The organism is Flavobacterium sp. AG291 (assembly GCF_003350375.1).
GTDB lineage: Bacteria > Bacteroidota > Bacteroidia > Flavobacteriales > Flavobacteriaceae > Flavobacterium > Flavobacterium suzhouense.
This window is the reverse complement of sequence record NZ_QQAR01000003.1, coordinates 317,225-340,479: the sequence shown is the minus strand read 5'-3', so window position 1 is coordinate 340,479 and position 23,255 is coordinate 317,225. Positions and strand designations below refer to the sequence as shown.

Below are 23,255 nucleotides of genomic sequence, written 5' to 3'. Positions count from 1 at the left end.
GGCAGCGGGTTCACGATTAGATTCAGCGCCACTACATCATAACAGCCTGTTACAGTGTTGGTCACACGGGCATATACCGTAGCGGTAGAAGACTGGTAACTCATCGGGTTGGTGATCGCGTTGGTACCGGCCGCTGCGTTTGCCGCATCGGCATAGAACGCAAGGCTGTACTGCGCAGGGTCAAGCGTACCGTAGATCTCTGCCGCTTTGGTGTTCAGGTTGAAGGTCGCGATACCATCGGTATCACTCGTTCCGTCATCACACAGCTCATAGTCCGCAGGTGCTGTCGCAACCGGTGTAGGGTTGACGATCAGCTGTACCGTTACGATGTCGTAACAGTCCGTAAGGTCTGATTTTACCCTTAGGTATAAGGTCTGCCCATTAGCCGTAAGGTTGTTGTAGGCATTGGTGTTCGGTACTGCATTTACACCAAACTCCGCATCCTGTGGTGTTTCGTGTACCGTTACCGTTACATCAGTAAGGGCACTCTCTATCGCCTGGATCGTGGCGGTAAGGTCAAAGGTTGCAAAACCGTCATTGTTGACATCACACTCGGCTAGTGGGGCCGGTGGCGTGGCTATAGGTGCAGGGATAACGTGAAGCAGTACGCTTGCCGTGGTCCAGCAGCCTGTAGCTGCATTGGTGATCCTTGCATGGATCGTATTGTTGTCCGGGGAAGGGTATGGCGATGCCAGCGGGGTACCACTTCCACTCTGGGCTTCAGGGCCTGTCTCATAGAATACTACCGTATAGCCTGAGGCGCCTGCAGTAATCGCTGTAGCGATCTCATCAAGATGGAACCATGCATTGCCCGGTGTTTCCTCACACTCGGTCGCTTCAAAGTCTGAAGGGTCTGTGCTTAATACCGGTAGCGGATTTACCACTACATTGAAGGAAGCGATGCTGCGGCAGCCAAAGCCTGTAATAACAGCTACCCATACCGGTTGGCTATTGGGAGTCGTATTGCCGAAAGTGGCAGGGCTTGCTATTGGATTATTACCCGACTGAGCATCGGTTGAACTAAGGTAATATGCTGTAGTTAATGTTGTATCTCCTCCCGTTGCCTCAAGGTCTTTGCTTGTCAGGTCAAACACCTGCAGGCCATCGGTATCGTCATCACATAACTCATACGCTGTCATCACCGGGATAGCAGGTCGTGGGTGTACGATCAGCTGGATCGGTACTACAGAACGGCAGTTGGTCGTGGTGCCCGTCTGTACAACACTCGCATAGACTGTACCCAGTATACTGTGGTAGTTTGTTGGGTTAGCAATGGCATTCACGCCAAACTCTGCGGCTGCCTGTGTGCTGTGGTAGGTGATCGTAAGACCGCTCTGGCCGTTTAATATCTCTACTCCTGCTGGGGTAAGATCAAAGTACGCATAGCCGTCAAAGTTGTCCGCACACTCCTCTAATGGGGTAGCTGGGGAAACTGTAGGTGACTGACTTGTTACAAGATTAAGAGTCGTATAACTAACACATGCTCCATTTGAAGCAGATTCTACCCTAACATAAACTGTTTGGTTTGCAGAAATACTTTGATAAGGCGAAGTTAAACTAGCTGTATCATTTTGAGCATCAGCCTGAGTAAAATGATATGTAATCGTATATGCGGTATTGCCTCCTGAAATAGCTGCATTATTGCTATCAAGGTCAAAAATTCCAAATCCGGGTGCACATACTTCCATAGGTTGTGGAGCTGTTACCTGAGGTATTGGACTAACATTGATTGTATCCTGGAAATTTATAGGAAAAACACAAAATGGCGCATTAGGATCAGTTACACTTATAATTGTGTAATTGGTATTGGAAGTAAGTGAAGGAAGCGTAATTGTAGCTTCTCCTGTAGCATCCAAAACTACATTCTGCGTTGTTGGGTTCCCTTGTATTGTATATTGAACAGAAGCATTAGCTGAACCATTTAATACAATTATCCCGTCCTGGTTTGCACAAATAGGAGAATTGGTCGAAGCTCCAACTGTAAGAGGTGTGCTAAGATTAACCGTAACAGAACCATTTAATGTCTGGCTACAGACTACAACTCCACTTGAATTTACAATACTCGCATCAATTAAAGAATATGTTGTATTTGCAGATATGGTCTGAGGAAGAACAAAGTTTCCACCTGCATTTAATATCGCAGACTGAGGACTCCCTCCATTTATAGAATAATGGAAATTTGCATTAGGAGTACCACTAAATGTTATATTAAAACTTTGTCCCGGGCAAACTACTAACTGGGACGCTGAAACAGTAACATTAGGAACCGGATAAACCACCAGAGTAAAATCGGTAACAGTAAAACATCCACTTGAATTGTTTACTACTCTTGCAAAAATCTGTTGAGGGTTTGACGTATTAGAAATAATATTTCCTAAAGGCGACACACCATCGACAGCATCTGCATTAGTCGCATGGAATGTAATTGTATTATTTACCTGGTCAGCATTGATTTGTGGCCTTAAAGCCCCTAAATCAAAAATTCCAATGTTTGGAGTTGTACTGCATGTTCTTACTTCTCCAAGGTCATTAGCTGTTGGAGGTGTTGGAAAAGCACCTGTACCGGTAGTAGCTGTACCTGTCCAGTTTATCTGAAAACCTCCACTTCCTGAAGGTCTGTCAATTGCTATATAATAACTTTGCCCGGCAGTTACATTTAACCAGCGAACATAACCGTTACCATTAGCTCCGGGACCTGATTGCGTAATTGTAGTTGAACCATACATCCCTGTATGATTGTTAGAAAGACCCGCCGCAAGAGGATTAGTAGTACAACAACGTATTGGACTACCTAACGATCCACAAACTGCATTAGCAGGGAACACCCAAAAGTCATAATCTACAACCAATGAGGGGTCATCAGGTATCAAATCGAAACCTAATGTACCTGTCTGTACAATGTTAACTTTCAACCAAATTGAGTTACTTTCAAAGCCTCCGCAAGAAGAAATTTCCTGAGTATCTCCGGGGCCGGTTGAATTAGAAGAAAAACTTCCATTTCCACAAATAGTAATTGCGTCGGCACAATCATTTGGCTGGTTCTGACCTATTGCAACAAAGCAACTCAGCAAGAGCAAACCTAAAGCAAAAATCTTATTCATTTAGCATTTTTAATTAAAGCGGCAAAATTAGGCAGTCTTAAGAGACTACCTAATTTTTTCGCAGTTTATTTTTTTGGATTTTACAATTACCCGCCCATAACAGGCGGGATAACTGATGTAATCAAGCTACCTAATTTTGCCTGTTTATGTAAATCCAGCCGGTTGAGCTACTTCCATCAGTTTTTTCAATACTGTAGAAATAAGTTCCATCCGGTAGTTCATTATTATTAGTATCCTGACCATGCCATTGGTTTAAATAACCTGATCCATAATCAAATACTTTTTTACCATATCTATTAAAGATTGAAATTGTCTTCACTCCAAAACCTGACAGGTTTAGATTATCATTAAGTCCGTCACCGTTTGGAGATATTCCGCGTGGTATTTCGCACATAATACTTACAACTGTATAGCCAACCTCATTAGAGCAATCTCCAGAACTTACTGTAACCGTAAAATTCAATGGTACTTCTAAAGATTCCATAACTGCATATTCAGTTACATTAAACTCTGCATTGTTACTTACAGTTGCACCGTTTTCGTTTTTCCATGTATAATTTACTGTTGAAGGATCTAAAGAAGCATTAACAGGAACGACAGACAACCATGTATTATTGTTTCTGCATTCTTGCGATACCGTTGCTTCAAGATTACCAGCTACAATAACTGTTGCTGAGTCACTTCCTCCTGTATTACATGTAGTCTGGTTAGCATTTACAGTGTATGTTATCACATAAGTTCCAGGATTACTGTTTACAACATCAATCTCTCCTGTTGAAGGATCAAGTATTAAACCCGAAGTCGAACTAAATGTTCCTCCGGTAGTAAAGCCTACTCCTAGTTCAGGCAGCGTATTGTTACTTTCAAAACAATATACATCCTCATAAGTAAACGCTATTACAGGTACTATTCCCTGAACAAGTTCGACTGAAGTTGTAAATGTTCCTCCATCTGTACATAAAACTGCATCTACAGGTAATATGTAAAGAATATCATGTATTCCCGGTGTTGCCGTAGTAAGATCTATTACACCAGTTGTTGCATCTACTGAAACAGTTGTTGAACTGAATACCCCACCTATTGTAAACGAATCAGCAAGAACTGGCACTAATTCATTTCCAGAGTTGATACATGCAGGATTTTCATAACTAAATGTTACCACCGGCGAAGCTAAAGCATTAATGATAACAGTAACAGTAGTACTTCCTGCTTCAAGACAGTCATCCTCTAAAACAGTATATGTCACATCATAACTACCTGCTACTGCAGATGTCAAATCTATCTCTCCCGTAAGCGGGTCAATAAATAAACCTCCAGTTGCACTGAATGAACCTCCTACATAGAAGTTAGTATCTAATGCAGGTGTAGGATTCGTTTCGGCAATACAATACTCTGCCGCATAAGTAAACGCTGTTACAGGAACTGTAGGCTGAACAAGTGTAATCTGGAATGTTGAAGTACCTCCATTAGCACACCCCGAAAGACTAAGGTCTTCTAATACAGTATAAGTAACATCGTGTGTTCCTGCTGTAGCAGTAGATAAATCTATTTCACCTGTTAAAGCATCGACAGTAAGTGTTGTTGAAGCAAATGTTCCTCCTGTAGTAAAGCCTGTAGCAGTTACCGGCAGTAATGCAGCAGCATTGTTAAGACATACATTATTTGGATATGTAAAGTCAACAACAGGTGTAGATGGTTCATTTATTGTTATCGTAACAGAGTTTGTTCCAGGGTTGATACAATCAACAGCAGCCACATCATAAGTCACATTATAAGTACCGGCAGTACTTGCAGAAAGATCAATTGCTCCTGTAATTGCATCTATAGAAAGTCCTGCAGGCGTAGCAGTAAATGTTCCATTTTGAGCAAAATCAGCATCAAGTGTAATTACCGGATCAGCGGCAATTGAGCAATAAGTTGTAGCATCATAAGTAAATCCAACCACCGGGTTAGTCTTATCATTCACGTTTACATCAATCTGTGCCCTTACCCCTTCACATCCTGTACCGTCTAGATAAGCAACATAATAAGAAGTAGTGCCCACAGTCGTTGTACCAGGTGTTGGAGCTGTTGCAAGTGCAGTTCCTCCTGTAGCAACATTATACCAGGCAAGTGTATAGCCCGTAAGTTCGGAAGCAGTAAGAGGAGTCGCTACAGCATCAATACAATATTCTACCGGAGTAGTAACTGCAGGAATTTCGTCATTAGCCACTTTGTTTATCACAATGGTCTCTTCACAGTAACGTGTTTTCCATGTAAATGTATAATCACCTGAAAGAACAAAACCTGAAATTGTAGTTGTAGCAGCATTTGGTGTACCAAACACAACTTCTGAAGGGTTATTCTCATCGGCTATCCACTGCCCTACTCCACGTGCGCTTACTGAAGTATTGTTAATATTACAAGCAAGTGAATGAGGCTGTGTAAGTATTTCATTGTTAGCTTTAATACTTACTGCATCAAGTACGTTTCCAATACCATTATTTTTAGCCCTGAACATAATTCTTGTTGTTGTCTGGCCAACAGGTATATCATAAACACCTGTATGTACAGTCCATCCTGAAGTACTTGGATTATCTTCAAGTAACACAAATGGACCGGCTGTAGGCCCCATAAACATCTGAACCGCATTGTTTTGACTTCTTGCCGCCTGAGCATAGCTATAAGTAAGCTGTGTGATTTCAGTAGTATTAAAATCCTGGTACATACCTTCAATATTTACCATATCAGCAGGATCATAAACATTTGATGAATTTGCCAGCAATTGTGTAAGTTGTCCTCCATCATAAGGGGTTACACCTGAAGTTGCAGAAGCATCCTGAAAATAAATAGAATGATATAAAGCATCAGTACCCGCTATTTTATTTCGCCATCCCGGAACAACCTGCTCCCTATACATACTACCTACCCCAAATCCTACCTCCGGAGTTTCAAAACTACTATTGGCAAGACCTATTGTACAAGGATCAGCAGGAGTTTTAACACACACATCAAATGTATAAGCCCTGGTATTTGCAACAGGAACCGTATTATCAATTCCATTGTTGTTTAAAGTAAGTCTTACTTTATAAGTATCGCCAACAATAGTTGCCGCAGAATATGCTGCAGTTATTATGTTTACATTACTACAAGCCATTTCTTCCATAACAGAACCATTTACATGATATAATGTCATTGTAATATATGGCTGCTGAGGATTCCCTGTAGAGATATAATAATCACCCGAGAAATTATTAAGCTCCACTATATGAGCTGTTGATGTAGCCTGGAACTGATACCAAATATCTCCGTGGTTAACACCTGTACAAGTCATTGGATCTGTCGAAGGCGTAGCCCCATAGAAAGTAGCGTTAGCTGAAGAAACTTCGCAAACATCTCCTGTGTTAACAGGAACTGTTACAGCTTTTGCAGCAGAATCATTTCTTACAAACTTCTTAGGACCTGACCAGAAACTCTTATCTGTAGTACCACAAACCGCTCTTACAAAGAACTCATAACTACCATTTTCAGGTACATTAAAGTCAGAAGCCAATGGAGTATAAGAATTTGTTGTTACAAGTGTACCTGATTGCGGTAATGTACCATTGTTAAGTGGTTGTATAAACACTTCCCATTGAGTTTCTGTACCTCCAGCTGTCCATGAAAGAACACCATCGTTAACAGTCAATGCTGTTGGATTAGGACATGTAACAGGGCTGCAAGAAGCGAATCCTGTATATACAACATCATTCATTGACTGAGACAGGTTTGTACTTGTCCAAATTGTTGTACTACCCTGCATAATGGTTAGATAGGCACCTGCATACTGAGACTGTACCGTACCAATAGCGTCCCATAATAAAGAATACTCAACACCATCGCATAGAAAAGCTGTATAAGTTTGCGATGCACCTGCCGGAGATGAACTTGATAATGTAAACGACTGTGTTATCACACCATTTTGAATAAGCTGTATCTCTCCCGAAATACCACCTGCATTAACATTCCCTAAGGTAAAAGTATATTCACATGCTGTATCAATAGGACAAAGCGTTGTAAAAGTAACAGGACCAACCCAAGGGCTGTCTTCTGTTGCACAAGCAGCTCTAACGTAGTAATCATACATTGTTGCAGCGGTTAATCCTGATTTGGTATATGGATTTGCAGTAACCGTCGTAAGGTAAGCCGGGTTACCATCTCCTACCGGAGCAGCAAGCCCCGAAGGCTGAACATAAACATCCCAAGAGGTTTCAGTACCTGTAGTATCCCATTTTAATTGTACCTGTGTATCAGTAAGATTTTGTATTGTAAGGTTTGTAGGTTGTGAACACACCGGAATGTTTTCTATTACAACTTTGTCAATTACAACAATCTGACCTCTATAATTCCATGGATTTGCCGGTTTTTGAGGTATATGCCATGCAATATTGATATTACCCGTTACTCCGGCAGGAAGATTGATAATCTTCTCTTTCCATTCTGTATTTGTAAGCGGCGCATCATTATCAGTTGTATACAGCATTGTTGTAAAATTAGCCGGCTCTACTCCCGTAGTAGACAACATTACTTCAAGATCATCACTAAAAAATGAATCATTTACCCTATAGTAATATTTAAGGCGCTGCCCGGCGGTAATAGTAATTGTCGGAGAAATTAACCAGTCGTTATTATCACCGTTAGTTCCTGTAAATACTGCTGCTGCATGAGCCCCTTCATAAGGATTTGTAGTTGAATTCGTTCCCCATTTGTAAGCATCTGTATTATCGTTGCGTATTAACCAGCATTGCTCTGTTGTTGAGTCAGGGTTAAATGTCTCTATAAACGGAGCTGCTATAGGCATACATAATGTTTTAAACCTAACAGGACCTATCCAGTTGCTTTGATCAGTACTGTTACAATATGCTCTTAGATAAACTTCATACTGAGTGTCAGCAAGTAAATTTGCTGGAGTTGTAAATTCCGGATCAGCAGTAACCATTGTACCTGTAGAAGGTATTCCGGAACCTTGCGGTTGTACCGCTATCTGCCATTGTGTTTCAATAAAACCTTTAGTCCATGTAAAATGAGCATTGTTAGTTGTAATGTTAGAAACAACAATTGTTGATGGATCAGGACAAGCCGGAGCTTCATCTACTCTCACATCATCAATATATAAATTGGCGGTACCCGGAGGTGTAACCACATAACTTGGTGGTACCCTAAATGCAATATACACAGGCCCGTTGGCATTAATATAAAGGGTTTTCTCTACATAATCAACATTCGTAGTTTCTGTCAATGCAGAAATAACAGTGAAACTTGAAGGATTAGTATCCGTGGTAGACATTAAGATTTCCAGTCCATTCCTTGGTGTAGAATGGAATACGCTGGTTACCGATTTATACTTAAACTTAAGCTCTTTTGTACCTATAACATTAATTGCAGGTGTTATAAGCCAGTCATTATAAGACGTAGGGGCATTGAATGCAGGTCTAACCAACTGTGCCTCTGTTGCTCCCATTGTAAAAGTAGAGCCTCCATTGACATCGGTAATAGTCCAGCAGAATTTATGAGAATTTGCAGCATCTCCATTATTGAAATTCTCTACAAAAGGAACATTAAATACCGTACATAGTGTATTGAATGTTACAGGACCTATCCAGTTACTTTTTTGGGTAGAAGAACAGTATGCGCGTACATAATATTCATAAGCAGTAGATGGATTTACAGTAGCTGTGTAGGGATTAGAACTTACTAATATTCCATCAACTGTAGGAACACCTGAACCAGCCGGCTGAATAGCCACTTCCCATTGCGTCTCAGTATCACCTGCTACCCAGGCTAATTGTGCCGTAGTAGTAGTTACATTGCTTACCATTGGAGTGAGCGGATCAGGACATGCTGGTTTATCTTCAATAAATACGTCGTCAATAGAAATCCTTGTAGCAGTATTACCTGTGCCCGGAGTTACAATAAAGGCAATATTAACAGGCCCTGTTATTGATGTAGGAATATTTATAATTCTTTCTTGAAATGCCGTCATTGAAGCGAAAGAAGTTTCCGGCATAAGTACAGTTGTAAAGTTATCTACTCCTACCCCTGTCGTAGAAATTTTAATAGAATATTTTACATTACCGTTTACAGCCTGATGCTTATATCGTAACCTTTTCTGACCACCTGTGAAGTTTACCTGAGGAGTAACAAAATAATCATTATTGTAATTTTGGTTACTATTTACTGCAATAGTAGCATAAGACGAAAGGTAAGTCCATATCAAACCATCATTATTTACATCTATAGCTGTCCAGCATGCTGCCGGTACCGTTGCCGATGTTCCTGTAAAATTCTGTGAATATGGTGTAGGGAACATTGTACATTGTGTAGTGAATTTGTATGCAGTACTCCAAGCTCCCGGAGTTCCTCCACAAACCGAACGAACATACAAATCATATGATGTACCTGCTGCTAAACCTGTATTAATAAGATTATCAATGTTTGTAGTTGTTGGTGTACCTGTCGAAGCTCCTGTTGGCGCAGCAGAACCCGCCGTCTGAACCCTGTATTCCCATGCCGTAGATAAATTACCTACATTATCCCATGAGAACTTAACACTGGTTTGCTGTAAATCTTTAAAAGTAAATAAAGATGGAGGTGCACACGGAGCCGTATTAATCTTTAACGTAAATGCCATACTCGCAGTTGGTGTCAATTGAGAGGACATCACTACAAGATAGGTTTTACCTGCCTCAACATAAATGTTAGGAATGGTTTTAGTCACATTAGCTGCAGAACCATTAGTCCCACCAAGACAAGAAACGCCTACATTAGCACAACCTTCATATACCAAAACAGCCCAAATATTATTAGGTCCGGTTGAAACATTGCTAACATTTAAAATACCGTTTTGAGGAGCTGTATACGAAAAAAATGCCTTAGCCCCATTCAGATAATTTTGAGTAATTGCCGGCGAAAGGCAGTTTGAACCCTGTGTAGTATAACTAACAGTACTGTTTTGAAATGTATTCAGGTTTCCTGAATATGTATAAGGGGCACCTGTGGCAGGCACTATTATAGGATATGCACATGAAGATCCCGTTGCAAACGTACTAAAATTATATGCTGTCCATCCACTAACAGACTGCGAGCATATCGTTTTAATATAAGCAACATAATTTGTACTTGCTGTTAATGGTCCGGCTGAATAGGTTGTTCCTGTTACAGGGATACCAATCGATGAAGCACCGGGTGCAGGTACAGCTGATGGCTGAACAATTATTTGAAATTGTGTAGCTGTAGGATGTGTCCAGTTTATTGTAGCTGAAGCGTTTGTTACCGCTGTCGCCGATATTGTACTGGCTACAACCGCATCACAAACCTGAGCTGTTTGCAGGCTCACATTATCTATAAACCATGTATCAGCGTTTGGAGTTGCAGCATTTTGATTGTTTACTAAAACAAATGCTACATAAATATTAAGCCCAGGAGCAATACTCCCGGGAATGGTTACCACTTTTTCTTCATAAGTGTTACCATTACTCAATTGCGCTTCCGTATACGAAGCAAGTACCGTGGTAAAACTGCTGATGTCTGTCTGGCTCGCAGTAGACACCCTTACCTCATAAACATTCCCAAAATCAGTTGTGCTGGATTGTTTTGTAAAAAATCGCAGCTCACCATTGGTTGGCACGGTAATTTGGGGAGTTACAAGAAAATACCTGGCAGTATTACCATTGCCAATATTTTCCGCAGATGGATCGATAAAAGCAGCACCAGCACTGCCTAAATAACCATCCGTAGAAATAGTCCATGGAGTTGTGCCAACACCGTTGTTGGTTTGCGCCCATGTTGCCGGCATGCCACTGTCAAAATTTTGTGTAGCAAGCTGTGCAAATCCTGAAGTTGAAATGAAACCCAAACAAATAATCAGTAATAAGCATCTGAAAGTTTTGCCTGAATTCCAAAAACGACTTACACCTGAAAAAAAATCAGGTGGTGATTCAAATAGTTTTTGATTCATAGTTTAATAACGTTTTTGTTAGTTTAGCTAAAACAAATCTTGCTATAATATTCTTAATATACTAATAATATGCTTTTGCAATTCGGTAATTTCAAAACCATAATAAAGTTACAAATAATTAATAACAAGCACTTTACAAAACAAAAAACATTATCATAATGCAATCAGGCAAAACGCCAAAAAAGCATGACATAAATCAAAATAATTGTTAAAAATGAATGGAAAGTAAAAAAATGATTCTTTAAACGAATCGAATTTTTCTTATAAAAATTATCAGCTTAAAGATTGTTTTCTTAGGGTATCCTTAATTCTTTTAACCTCTAGTTTTAGAGTTTCAGATGATTTTCTATTTCGTTTGAGATACGAGAAAAGCAGGTAAGACAAAAAGAAAAATAATAAAATTTCAAGCCCAATCATGATATTATACCTTATCTGCATTGTACTCAATTTTTCATTATTAAGTGTTGTAAATTCTTCAATAGCATCGCCGGTAGATTCTCTTTCAGAAGAGCGTATTAATGCCTGATTCTTTAAAAATAACTGATTGTATTTTTGGTATTCCGCCCAATTACCAACCTGTTTGTAATTATTAGCCAGATTAATATAAATCCCTCTGTTCAATATAAGATCACCAACATTTTTAGATATCTCGGAAGCTTCCAGAAGTACCTCTATAGCTTTCTGATTATTTCCCTGATTATTATAAACTTCTGCGAGCCCTTTAAGCGCAAAAGCTTTTAAACTTTTAGCGTTTACATGGTCTGCATATTTTACTGCCTCATCAAAATTCTCTATTGCCTTGCCATAATCTTCCAGAGCAATATAACAATTCCCTTTGTTATAGTATGTTATACTCATATTAGGATACGTTGAGAGCTCAGAAAAACTTTTAAATTTTTCTATTGCTTTATCAAAATAACCTATTGCAATATCACAATTCAACTGCTCTTTATAGATCATTCCCCTTACGGCATAATTATTACCTCTTGTAAGGTTAAATTTTTTATCATCATGCTTTAGCAACAAAAGTTTATCACATTCGTCAAGGCATTCTATTGCCTTATCATATACTTTCATTTGCTGGTAACGCACTGCATTACGGCTCAATACAATAATCTGTAAATCGGTATTATTGCTTTTTTTTAGGAGGTCGTTTGCAATCTTAAAAAATTGTAACGATTTCTCATAATCTCTTTTAGAAGAATAGGCATCAGAGATTAATAAAAGAGCTTCTACTTTATCTTCAAGAGAGCTTTCATTGCTACTATACAGTGAATCACCTAGTTTAATAACATACTGAGGCTTTTCATAAATATTCATTTTAGCCTTGGCAAATAAACTGTCGGTTTCAGGACTCCTTTGAGAAAAAGCAGGCAAAGTACCCAATAGGGTAAATATCATTATTACAAATTTCCTGTAACCTGTTTGTGACATATTTATGCTTTTTTCTCTGTGACTTCCTTACCAATCAAATCTATAAAAACGGTTGGAGCTATGCCCGTAATCGTTTTAAATACAGTAGCAAAGCTACTATGTGAGGAAAAACCAGATTCCTCTGCAAGATAACTTATCTTATAATTTAGATATTCAGGTTCATTCTTCAGCTTTTCAATGATGTAATTTATCCTTAACTTATTGATATAAGCATTAAAATTATCATTGTAATGCTTATTAATTATCTCCGAAAGGTATTTTGTATTTACATCAAGTTGTGCCGCTAACGTGGCCAACGACATATCTTTATTTATATACTTCGTTGATGCTTCAAATTTTTTCAGTTTGGCCAGGATAACATTCTCAGTTTCTGTAGAAATAGTAATTCTTTTATTAACCTCCTTCTTACCTGAATCTGATTGAATCAGCAATTTATTACTCACTTCAAGATATCCTATTATTTCCTTTAGCTGTCTTCTTTTAGACCTGTTTATCCTGTAAATCACAACACCGGCCAAAGCCAGCGTCAATATTAATATTAGCCCAACATAAGTAATAAATTTGAGCCTGGATTCTTCCTGAGTAAAAATAATATCCTGCTCTTTGTTTAAAAGGCTGTATATGGTATTAACAGCTTCATTTTCCATATTAATGTTTAGATCATTAATAGTAAGAAAACTGCTAAAATATTTTTGATGATCAATTTTATTATCCATTGCGAGACAACACTCTGCAAGCTGATAGGTTACAATTTCTTTTAGAAGCGGATTGTTAAGCCTTTCAATCTTTTGTAAAGCAAGTAGTTGTACATCTAATGCCTTTTTGTATTCTTTTTGGGCAAAATACATCTGACCGGTGCCCAATAAAACTTTAATTTCGAAAACAGTATTTGGTCTTCGTTGTTTTATATAAAAATCAAATGCCTGTTTAAAATAATTCCCGCTTTCAGTAGCTCTGCCTAAATAATTTAAAACAGTACCTTTTATAAGCATCAAATTAGCATTACAGCTGTAAGCATCAGCAATATTTTTATTGTCAGATTCTGCTTTGTCAATTAATTTTAACGAAGCATTGTATTTCTTTTGAAGTAATAAAGCTTCTGCTCTTTCCAACTCACTTCTTACACTAACCGAGCGTATATAATCATTATTATTTATACTTGAGAGTCTTTCGGAAACATCATTCAGATATATTTCCATCTGGCCATATAACTGAAGTTTACGGCATAAGTCAGCTTTAACAAAATCAACTTCAATAGTAAGAGAATCACTTATTTTTTTATTGCTGCCGGCCTCAAAAATATAAGTAGTTGATTTTTGAAGATCACCCTTTGCCTTATAACTATTTGCAAGCAAAAGATTTAGTAGTGCTTTATTACTTTCTGAAAAATCTTTTTTAAGTAAATGGTTAGCTATTTTAATCGTTTCATCCGGATCAGAAAAAACCAGTTCATTGGCTTTTATGAGCAATAGCCTTTCTTCAGTACTTTCCTGCGAAAAAGCCTGAATGCCAAATAGCATCATAAAAAAACAGTGAAATATATTTATAGGCCGTTTAATAAGCCTTAGATAGAGTTTCTTCATATATCGAATTGGGGCAATAAAATAAAAGTCAAAAAACTAATATTCTTTTCACAAAGATAACTACAATTAAAATTGAATTCTTAAAATTAAAACATTATTGCAGCATTCAAATTGTGAAACAAATATCAAATTTCAAAGATTTTTGATTTCATTTAACTTCATAAACGAATAACGGGGCTAAAAGCCCCGTTATTACAAACATTAAACAATTTTCATAAGAAAGTCATTTACCCAATTCTTAATTAGCGATCTGCTTGAATTTTACAGCTGTACCTCCACCTGCAGCAAGATTAATTTCTAATACTGTTTTACAGTCAACTTTTTTAGAATTAATACTCACAGGATAAGGATTTGATTTGTAATCAGCTCCTGCCCCATCTGCATATATTTCAGCCATATATGTTTTACCCGGCTCTAAAAAGTCTAAAGTCAGGTTTAATTTTCGGCTATCTTTATTGGTTATAGCTCCCATATACCAGTCGTTACCTTTCCAGTCTTTACGCGCCATAACTACATAATCACCAATTTTAGCATCCGGTACTTTAGTTTCAGACCAGATGCAAGGCACCTGCTTAATAAATTCAAATTCAGGTTTACCTTCATAGTTTTCAGGTAAATCAGAAGCCATTTGCAATGGACTGAACATAATAACATACAATGCCAATTGTTTAGCTAGAGTGGTCTGAACTTTTGCTCCCTGCGGTGTCTTGTAACTAAAGTCAAATGTACCAGGAGTAAAATCCATAGGTCCGGCAAGCATTCTTGTAAAAGGCATAATGGTAGTATGCTCAGGAGTATTTCCACCATCATCAGACCATGCATCATATTCCTGACCTCTTCCGCCTTCCTGAGCCATAAGATTCGGGTAAGTGCGCTGTAATCCCGTACCTTTTACAGGCTCGTGATTATCTATCATAATATGGTGTTTAGCCGCAGTCTCAATCACTTTCCTGTAATGACGTACTCCATACTGGCTATCATGCCATTCTTTTTTATCAAGATATTTATTAACATAGCCTGTTTTTACACAATTAACGCCATATTTGTTATACATTTTAAAAGCCTCTTCCATCTGGCTTTCATAATTTTTTGTAGCTCCGGCAGTTTCATGATGCCCAATTAGGCGAACATTTTTAGATGCTGCATATTTGGTAATTTCCTCTATATCAAAATCCGGGTAAGGCTTTAGAAAGCTAAAGGCAGAACCGTCAGCTGTCCAATCACCATCCCAACCTACATTCCATCCTTCTACAAGTACACCATCCAAACCATTTTTAGCGGCAAAATCAATATATTCTTTAGTTATTTTCGTAGTAGCTCCGTGTTTAGGTCCTTGTCCCCAGCTGAATTTTTCAAGATGCATTCCCCACCATATACCAATATATTTTGATGGCTCTATCCATGACGTATCCTTAATTTTTGATGGTTCATTCAGATTAAGCGTAAGTGTAGACGTTACTAAATCTCCCGGTTTAATTCCTACCATAATTGTTCTCCATGGCGTATTGAATGGAGTTTCAGCATATACTTTTACTCCATTTGCCCAAGGCACAAGTTCGCTTTTATACTGATTGCCTTTGGTTTTAAGCAATGTCATTGAAGCAAAATCAGTAAGATCAGCCTCATGAATAGCAACATAAAGCTTGTTTTTCATTTCAAAAGTAGCCGGAGTATTAATAGTATCGGTTTTACTCATGGTTGTTTTCCTGTAAAAGCTCTCATAGTAGCTGTTCTCACGGTGTACAGGTATCCACCAAACATCGTTGTCATCTGCAAAAGTAAATTGGGTTACCTCGTTAGCTATCTTAACCTTACCAAGCTTAGGCTGTTTAGGAAAATGATACCTGAATCCAACCCCATCATCAAAAACCCTGAAAATAACATCAACCAGCCTTTGATCACCCTTTTCTTCTTTCAGGTGAACAATAAGTTCATTGTGATTATCTTTTACTTTCTTAAATTCTCCCCAAGGCTGTTCCCAGGTTTGATTAACTGAATGTTCTTCAGTAGTAACAACCTTAAAACCCTCAGTCATTTTGCTCAATTCCTGAAACTCAAACCCCATTAAAGACGGTTCAATTACCGATTTCCCATTTGTAGAAAAACTATATTGAGGCTGTCCTGATTTAGTCAGGCTAAAAACCAGTTCATTATTTTTACCAGGTGATTTTACCGTATATTTTTTTTGGGCATTACAAGACAACGAGACAAAGACAAAGGCTGCCAGGCAATACTTATAAATTGTATTTTTCATTATTTAATTTTAGTTAATTATAACTATTATATTTCATTTAATATTTGTACTGCTTTATCAGGCTGCATTGAAACAAAATAACCAAAAGCTTTATTCAGCTTGTTCTGAACAACTGAATTTCCTTTGTATTGTTTTCTAAGATTATAAAGTTTACTGATTTCGCTAAATCCAACATTTACGTTTTGTACACCCGCAAAGGCTTTAATTTTTTCTACATAAGTATAACCAAACTCAACCGTAGGCTCTATCATGGTACCTTCGCCGAAATCGTTCCATGTTATCAACTGAAGATAATCAACATTAGCGTTTTGAGCCATAGATAATGTAGCATCAAGCGTAGCTCCATTGTTATGATCTATCGTCCAGCCTATAGCATCTCCGCCACCTCCCTGAAGATAATAGTCGTTAAATCCCGGATAAGCGCTACCAATGGCTATTCCCAGATTTGGCATTCTGTTAGCATAAAAATTACTTATATGAGAATTATCCTGATAAACCCATGAATATTCGCCCGAAGCATTTTCTCCGGCATCAGCCGATTCATACCATAAGGTTAAAAAAGTAGGTTTCGGGTTAAATCCGCTCAAAGCATTAGTCCAGTCAGAAGGCTGTGTAAGCGTTATCGGCCCAAAGCATAACAACAAAGGTTTATCGTTGATTTTTATATAATTAGCGTCGTTAAAATAGTTATTCTGCAAATAGCTGAAATCGGTCTTAGCTGCACTAACTACTGTAGGTGAAAGCCCTGCATCAACAATATTGGTTAAAAACCTGTCTTCATAAACTATTGCATATTCCAGTCCAACTTTATCAAGCATTGCTATAAGCTGCTCGGCATTTTCTTTGTTGATTCTGTAATCATTTAAATTATAAGTACCATACCAATCAATAAGAACACCATCAATTCCGGCATATTTCATCATTAACAGGTGGTTTTCTATCACGGCTGCATCACCCGAGTGATATGGCCCAATTAGAGGATAATAATGAGAGGCAATTTCTCTTCTTCCGTTGGCATCAATTATATCGGGATTTTTATTTCCCATTTTCCAGTGATAACCCCACTGCTGGTCTGCACTACTTTCTTTGGTTTCAAACCAAGGCATATAATGCATGTATATCTTAGTATCGTTCGTTTTGGAAACAGCAACCGGATCTAAATTCTCAGTTGGTGCTGTATCGCCAGGCTTATCGTCCTTACTGCAGCTTAATGCTACGGTAATGCTCATAAAACCGACAATTAAAAATGTTGTGTATTTTTTCATAGATGTTTTGTATGTGGAAAAAATGCCAGCCCTTCTATGACTAACCCAAACACAGAAGAGCGGCATTTAAAAAATCTAATAACCTGTATTTTGTACAAGGTTGGCATTGGTATCCATTACCGCTTTAGGAATTGGGAAAATACCTCTGTATTCAGGTGTAGTTCCTTTTTCCCACCATGGCTGGAAATAAGTTCCGAATCTGATATTATCAGTTCTTCTTCTTCCTTCAAAAATAAATTCACGAAGAAGCTCTTTATCAATAAAGTTTAGATCTATCGTTGCAGGCATCTCTGTACCGGCACGGTCGGTAATTTGCTGTACAAACGGAGCAGCAAGTCCAGGCTGGCCAAGTCGAACATAACATTCTGCCTGCATCATCAAAATTTCAGCGTAACGGATTACAACCAAATCATGGTCACGCTCCCATTGTTCACCTGCTTTCATTTCATATTTAGCAAGTCTTACACCTTCGTTTTGTTTCGCGTTTGTAAAGTCAACAATATCCTCTGTGTAAGTAAGTGGTAAACCACTATCCATCAAAAGAACAGATCCTGTTGCCAGGTTTATCTGATCACCCTCCAGCATTGCTTTCTTTCTCTTATCAACATCTTCAAAAGAAGAATAAACTCCAGGTTCTGCACTCATCCCATTTGCGCTCCAAGGGTAATCTCCCGTTGCCGAAATAGTAAATCTATGCAGGTAATGACAGCTCATTGAGCTCATATAGTTACCTACAGTTCCTGCTTTTTGGTCATAAGGAATTGCAAAAATAATTTCCGGAGATGTTTGATTGTTTGTAAGGAAGCTTGCAAAATAATCAGGTGTTAATGTATAACCTGATATATTCTGACACATATTAATACAGTCCTGCCAACGTGCTGTTCCAACAAAAGCTTCAGAGTTAAGATATAATCTTGCCAATAAAGCATAAGCAACATTTTTAGTGAACTTAGAATATACCACGTTTGATTTAAGATATGGTAATGCATTCAGTAATTCCGATTCAACAAAGTTATATACTTCCTGACGGCTAGAATTTGAAGGAAGTCCGGTATCTTCAAAGTTGGTCACGATTGGCACGTTTCCAAACATATCCAACAGCATATAATAATAATATGCCCTTATCGATTTTAGTTCGGCATAAATAGGAGCTTTAGCCTCATCTGTTAATCCAGCTTTATCTACCTGATATATGATAGCATTTACTTTAGCAATACCTGCATAACAATACCTCCACGCAGATAGTATCGCTCCATTTTCAGGATCCCATTGGTGGCGCTGTAATTGCTGATAACGGCCTCCGTCATACCAGTCAGTTCCCCTTGTAGGTATTACTGCTTCATCTGAAGCAACCTCGTTAAGGAAAAATACATATTCACTTCCCGGAAACGAGTTTGAAATCGCATCACTAAATCCTCTAAGCGAAGAATATGCACCGCCAACCAGCGCTTCAATCTCTGTTGGCGTTTTTCCAAATTCGTCATCGGGTATTCTGTCATACAGTTCTTCATCAAGATTGGTACAAGATAAAGTAAAGAGCGAGCTAAAAAATACCGCTGCTATTATTTTGACTTTCATTTGATATATTTTATAGTTTATCTATTCTGTTAGTTGGCAAGCGTAAAGTTCAATCCAAAAGTGATTGTTCTTGGTCTTGGATAGTTGTTAAACCTGTCAATTCCCGGATTATCAAGTCCGCTGAAATTAACTTCAGGATCTACTCCTTTGTAATTAGTAAATACTGCAAGATTTTGTCCTGTAACATATAATCTTAGTTTAGAGGTCGATTTCATTGGCACAGTATAACCCAGAGTAACAGTTTGTAATCTGAAGAATGAGCCATCTTCAATCCAATAGCTTGAATACTGTGGTGAAGATTTGATACCACTTGTAAGGTAATCATCAGTTACATTGTATGATGGAAGTCTGTTAGGATCATTAAGCATCATATCGGTTGCATTAAGTACATCCTGACCAAACATTCCATATCCTGTAAAGCCAAAATCAAAGTTTTTATAGGTAAAGTTCATTCCTAAACCTAAACTGAAATCAGGCTGTGCAGTACCAATTTCCTGATCTTCGTCTCCCACAATTATGTTTCCGTTCTCATCAAGCCCTTCACTCTTAGGTCCCCAGAAAGTTCCAACAGGGTAACCCTCTTTAATGATTTGAGAAAATTGGTTAGACATTCCTGAAAGTCCGTGTAAAGAACCGCTGTAAATAACATCCGTTTTATAGGTCTGGTTAGACAGTCTTTCAATTTTTTGCTTGTTTTTAGCAAAATTAAAGTTGGCATCCCAAGTAAAGTTCTCTTTCTGAATAATGTTTGCATTCAGCGTTAGCTCGATACCTTTGTTCGAAAGGTCTCCAACATTGGCAAGCATTGTACCTACTAAATAAGGAGGCTGCGGTACCTGATACGTATATAAAAGGTCGTTTGTTTCTTTGTTATACCATTCGAATGTACCTGTAATCCTGTTGAATAAACTGAAATCAACACCTATGTTAGTTTGTTTCGTAGACTCCCATTTAAGATCAGGGTTAGGGTTTTGTACAGGAGAGTAAGCAAGGCTCCAGTTTCCTGTAGCAGGATCGTAATAGCTATCACGTCCAACACCAAGAATTGAAAGCGATTTATACTCGCCAATACCGTCCTGGTTACCTGTAACTCCATAACCTCCCCTAATTTTTAAGTTTGTCAGCCAATTTCCTGAAGATTGCATAAACTCCTCTCCAGTAATTCTCCATGCTGCAGATACCGATGGAAAAGTACCCCACTTGTTATTTGCACCAAAACGGCTTGAACCATCCCTTCTTACAGTACCTGTAATCATGTACTTGCTATCAAAAGAGTAGTTAGCCCTTCCGTAGAAAGAAACAAGATCTGATTCTCCTTTATAAGAATAAACATCCCCTAAACGATAGTTGTAACCGGCACCTAAATTATTATAGCTGAAAAGATCGGTAACAAAACCACTTCTCTGAGCTCCAAAACCTTTGTAAATATTGTTATAGTAAGAATAACCACCTGTAGCGTTAACATTATGCTTTCCGAAAGTTCTGGCATACGTAAGGTAAGCTTCTATCTGAGCATTAGTATACTCTCCATACGTTTTTTGCGCATATCCGTTCTCTGTTCTTCCTTCCATAACAGCATAGCTAGGCTTATATGTATCACCCTGAGTAGCATTGTGCTCCAAAGAAAGGTTAACTGTAGCGGTAAAATCATTTAAAAATTTAGCTTCAGTTTTAAAGTAACCTAGCACCCTGTGTCTTTCACTGTCAGCAGTTCTGTTGTTCATAATCTCAACAGGGTTTTCGTTAAGTGTTCCACCTACTTCAGTGTAGTTGCCATTAGCATCTCTTAAAGGGATTGTAGGATTCAGGTTGAAAGCTCTTTCAAAAATCCTGTAGTCAAGCGGATGCCATTTATCGATATTAGCAAAAATACCTGTATCAAATTTCAGGGCTTTATTTGCAGAGTACTGATATCCTGAAACATTAGCACTTAAACGCTCAAGTCCTGTAGTTTTTATTACACCCTCATTATTCAGGTATAATAGTGAAGAACGAAAACCACTCATTTCAGTACCTGAAGAGATACTTATGGTGTGCGATTGTGTAAAGGCTGTTTGTTGCAGCTCTTTTTGCCAGTTAGTGTTTCCACCATAATCTACAGCATCAGCAAGATTGTTCTCTCTTACATATCCTCTCCACTGATCTGCTGAAAGTAAATCAAGGTTATTTGATGCCTGGCTTATACCGGTATATCCGCTATAAACAAAGCTTGTTCCTTTAGTACCACTTTTAGTAGTAATGATGATTACACCATTAGCTCCTCTCGAACCATAAATAGCCGTCGCAGAAGCATCCTTAAGTACATCAACCGACTTGATATCTGAAGGCTGAACAATGTTTATATCAACACCAGCCACACCATCTACAACAATCAAAGGATTGTTACTCGCTGTTAACGATGTACCACCTCTTAATCTTAAAGTAGCGCCGCTACTTGGATCACCTGTACTTTGTGATACGGTAAGACCCGCAACTTTACCTTGTAAAGCCTGTTCGGTCGAAGTAATAACACCTTTTACAAGATCTTCTCCTTTTACTGTAGATATTGCACCTGTAAGATCAGATTTTTTCATGGTACCATAACCTATTGAAACAACTTCAACCCCCTGAAGCATAATAGCATCTTCTACTAAATGAATGTCAAGTGTTGATGCAGAATCATCTACAACTACATTTTGCGAAGCAAACCCAACAGAAGATATTACCAGCGTGCTTCCAACATTTGCTTCAATAACAAATTTTCCATCTGCATCGGTAGCTACTGCATTAGTTGTTCCGGCCTCAAGAACGTTAACTCCCGGCAGCGGTACATTAGTATTATCATATATGATACCCGTAACAAGTCTTTTTCCCTGTGCAAATGCGCCTACAGAAAGAAAAAGCATAAAGATTAAAAGTACCAATGATGTATTAGCCCAGTATTTATGCTGGACAGTATTTGTATTTGTACTGTTCATTAGAATTGGTTTTTGATTAGCTTAGTTAGTCCAGTGGTTTTAGTAGTATGTTAGTATCAGTAATTACCCTGCCATTGTTGTCAACAACATTAACATGTATTTCTGTCACATTTACATTCTGAAGTTTTGTAACCAGATCAACAAAACCTTTAATTTCACTTACACCTCCTGAGAATTCTCCGGTAATTACTACATCTGAAGCAGTAATAGTATAAATAAGCTTATTAACGTTCGATTCATTATTAGTTCTTATTATCCCTAAAAAGTCTCTTTTACTAATTTGTGTAGGGAAGAACATAAATTTTGGTGGCGGGGGCGGAATGTATTCAGCAGCGTTTATTACCTGATCCGGTGTAGTACCTGCCCAATCATCTTTAACCATAAGAAAAACAAGATTTTCCATAACATATCCATCCGGAGCGTTGTAGTAAACCGAAGGAATAAGGTCCATCTTGTAAATACCTCCTCCAAGATTCTTAAGTTGGGTTTTTTCTACTATTTCAGGTAACCATGCCTGATATTCAACTTTTAAATCCCAGTTATTAAGTCCGCTGTGAAAATGTACACTTGTTGCATCTTCAAATCCGGGCTGAAGATTAGCATTAAAAAGTATACTTAATCCTCCTGTCAATGTAGGTGCAGGAGGATAAGCCCTGATAAGTTCATTTGAAGTAGCAAAATCTGCAAACGGAGTATAAGCAACATTCGAAACATCAGACTGCTTAGTACCGGTCTTGTCTTTTAGTCTAAACCAAAAACCGGCACTTGCAGCGATATCTTCAGCACTTTTAGAGAAATAAACAGTTGGAGTAAGTTTAAAACTCCAAACTTTATTTCCTTCATAATGAAGCTTTGCAAAATCTGATGAATTTTCCCAGTTACCTGCATCCGGCTCTGAAGGAGACCATATCCATAAATAAAGATCCTCAGTTTCCGCAAACGTTGTAGCTGAAAGATCAAAAAACCAGGTTACTTCTTCGTCGTACTTATAAATTACAGGGTACGACCAAATCTTAGTTGGTGCTCCCGCATTTTCCTGTGCCTGTATAAAGTTCGGAACCATTATAAAGGCAAGTAATAGTATATGTATAAATCTTTTCATTTTACT

General features: G+C 38.2%; 8 protein-coding genes and 1 pseudogene. All 9 read right to left on the bottom strand.

Annotated elements, in window-relative coordinates; translation table 11 throughout:
• Nucleotides 1–3,101, bottom strand: a pseudogene (locus DEU42_RS05580) (hypothetical protein); the annotation flags it as partial.
• A 130-nt stretch (nt 3,102–3,231) separates the two neighbouring features.
• On the bottom strand, nt 3,232–11,076 hold the full coding sequence (locus tag DEU42_RS05575) for a choice-of-anchor J domain-containing protein (protein WP_114757298.1): 7,845 nt from the start codon (nt 11,074–11,076) through the stop codon (nt 3,232–3,234).
• A 273-nt stretch (nt 11,077–11,349) separates the two neighbouring features.
• Nucleotides 11,350–12,510, bottom strand: a complete 1,161-nt coding sequence (locus tag DEU42_RS05570; RefSeq protein ID WP_114757297.1) for a tetratricopeptide repeat protein — start codon at nt 12,508–12,510, stop codon at nt 11,350–11,352.
• A gap of 2 nt (nt 12,511–12,512) precedes the next feature.
• Entirely contained in the window at nt 12,513–14,033 is a 1,521-nt protein-coding gene (locus tag DEU42_RS05565; RefSeq protein ID WP_158537854.1) for a helix-turn-helix domain-containing protein, read from the bottom strand.
• Nucleotides 14,034–14,331: 298 nt separating this feature from the next.
• On the bottom strand, nt 14,332–16,347 hold the full coding sequence (locus DEU42_RS05560; RefSeq protein WP_114757295.1) for a glycoside hydrolase family 97 protein: 2,016 nt from the start codon (nt 16,345–16,347) through the stop codon (nt 14,332–14,334).
• A gap of 26 nt (nt 16,348–16,373) precedes the next feature.
• Complete coding sequence (locus DEU42_RS05555; RefSeq protein ID WP_114757294.1) at nt 16,374–17,612, bottom strand: glycoside hydrolase family 71/99-like protein; 1,239 nt, start codon at nt 17,610–17,612, stop codon at nt 16,374–16,376.
• A gap of 75 nt (nt 17,613–17,687) precedes the next feature.
• Nucleotides 17,688–19,190 (bottom strand): RagB/SusD family nutrient uptake outer membrane protein, encoded by a 1,503-nt coding sequence (locus DEU42_RS05550; RefSeq protein ID WP_114757293.1) that lies wholly within the window; start codon nt 19,188–19,190, stop codon nt 17,688–17,690.
• Nucleotides 19,191–19,219: 29 nt separating this feature from the next.
• Nucleotides 19,220–22,147: a SusC/RagA family TonB-linked outer membrane protein gene (locus DEU42_RS05545; RefSeq protein WP_114757292.1), complete on the bottom strand. Its 2,928-nt coding sequence runs from the start codon at nt 22,145–22,147 to the stop codon at nt 19,220–19,222.
• A gap of 25 nt (nt 22,148–22,172) precedes the next feature.
• Complete coding sequence (locus DEU42_RS05540; RefSeq protein WP_114757291.1) at nt 22,173–23,249, bottom strand: hypothetical protein; 1,077 nt, start codon at nt 23,247–23,249, stop codon at nt 22,173–22,175.
• Nucleotides 23,250–23,255 lie beyond the last annotated feature (6 nt).

What these genes read in the sequence shown, in the direction of transcription:
- DEU42_RS05575 (WP_114757298.1), bottom strand. Translation starts at nt 11,076, where the DNA reads ATGAATCAAAAACTATTTGAATCACCACCTGATTTTTTTTCAGGTGTA.
- DEU42_RS05570 (WP_114757297.1), bottom strand. Translation starts at nt 12,510, where the DNA reads ATGTCACAAACAGGTTACAGGAAATTTGTAATAATGATATTTACCCTA.
- DEU42_RS05565 (WP_158537854.1), bottom strand. Translation starts at nt 14,033, where the DNA reads ATGATGCTATTTGGCATTCAGGCTTTTTCGCAGGAAAGTACTGAAGAA.
- DEU42_RS05560 (WP_114757295.1), bottom strand. Translation starts at nt 16,347, where the DNA reads ATGAAAAATACAATTTATAAGTATTGCCTGGCAGCCTTTGTCTTTGTC.
- DEU42_RS05555 (WP_114757294.1), bottom strand. Translation starts at nt 17,612, where the DNA reads ATGAAAAAATACACAACATTTTTAATTGTCGGTTTTATGAGCATTACC.
- DEU42_RS05550 (WP_114757293.1), bottom strand. Translation starts at nt 19,190, where the DNA reads ATGAAAGTCAAAATAATAGCAGCGGTATTTTTTAGCTCGCTCTTTACT.
- DEU42_RS05545 (WP_114757292.1), bottom strand. Translation starts at nt 22,147, where the DNA reads ATGAACAGTACAAATACAAATACTGTCCAGCATAAATACTGGGCTAAT.
- DEU42_RS05540 (WP_114757291.1), bottom strand. Translation starts at nt 23,249, where the DNA reads ATGAAAAGATTTATACATATACTATTACTTGCCTTTATAATGGTTCCG.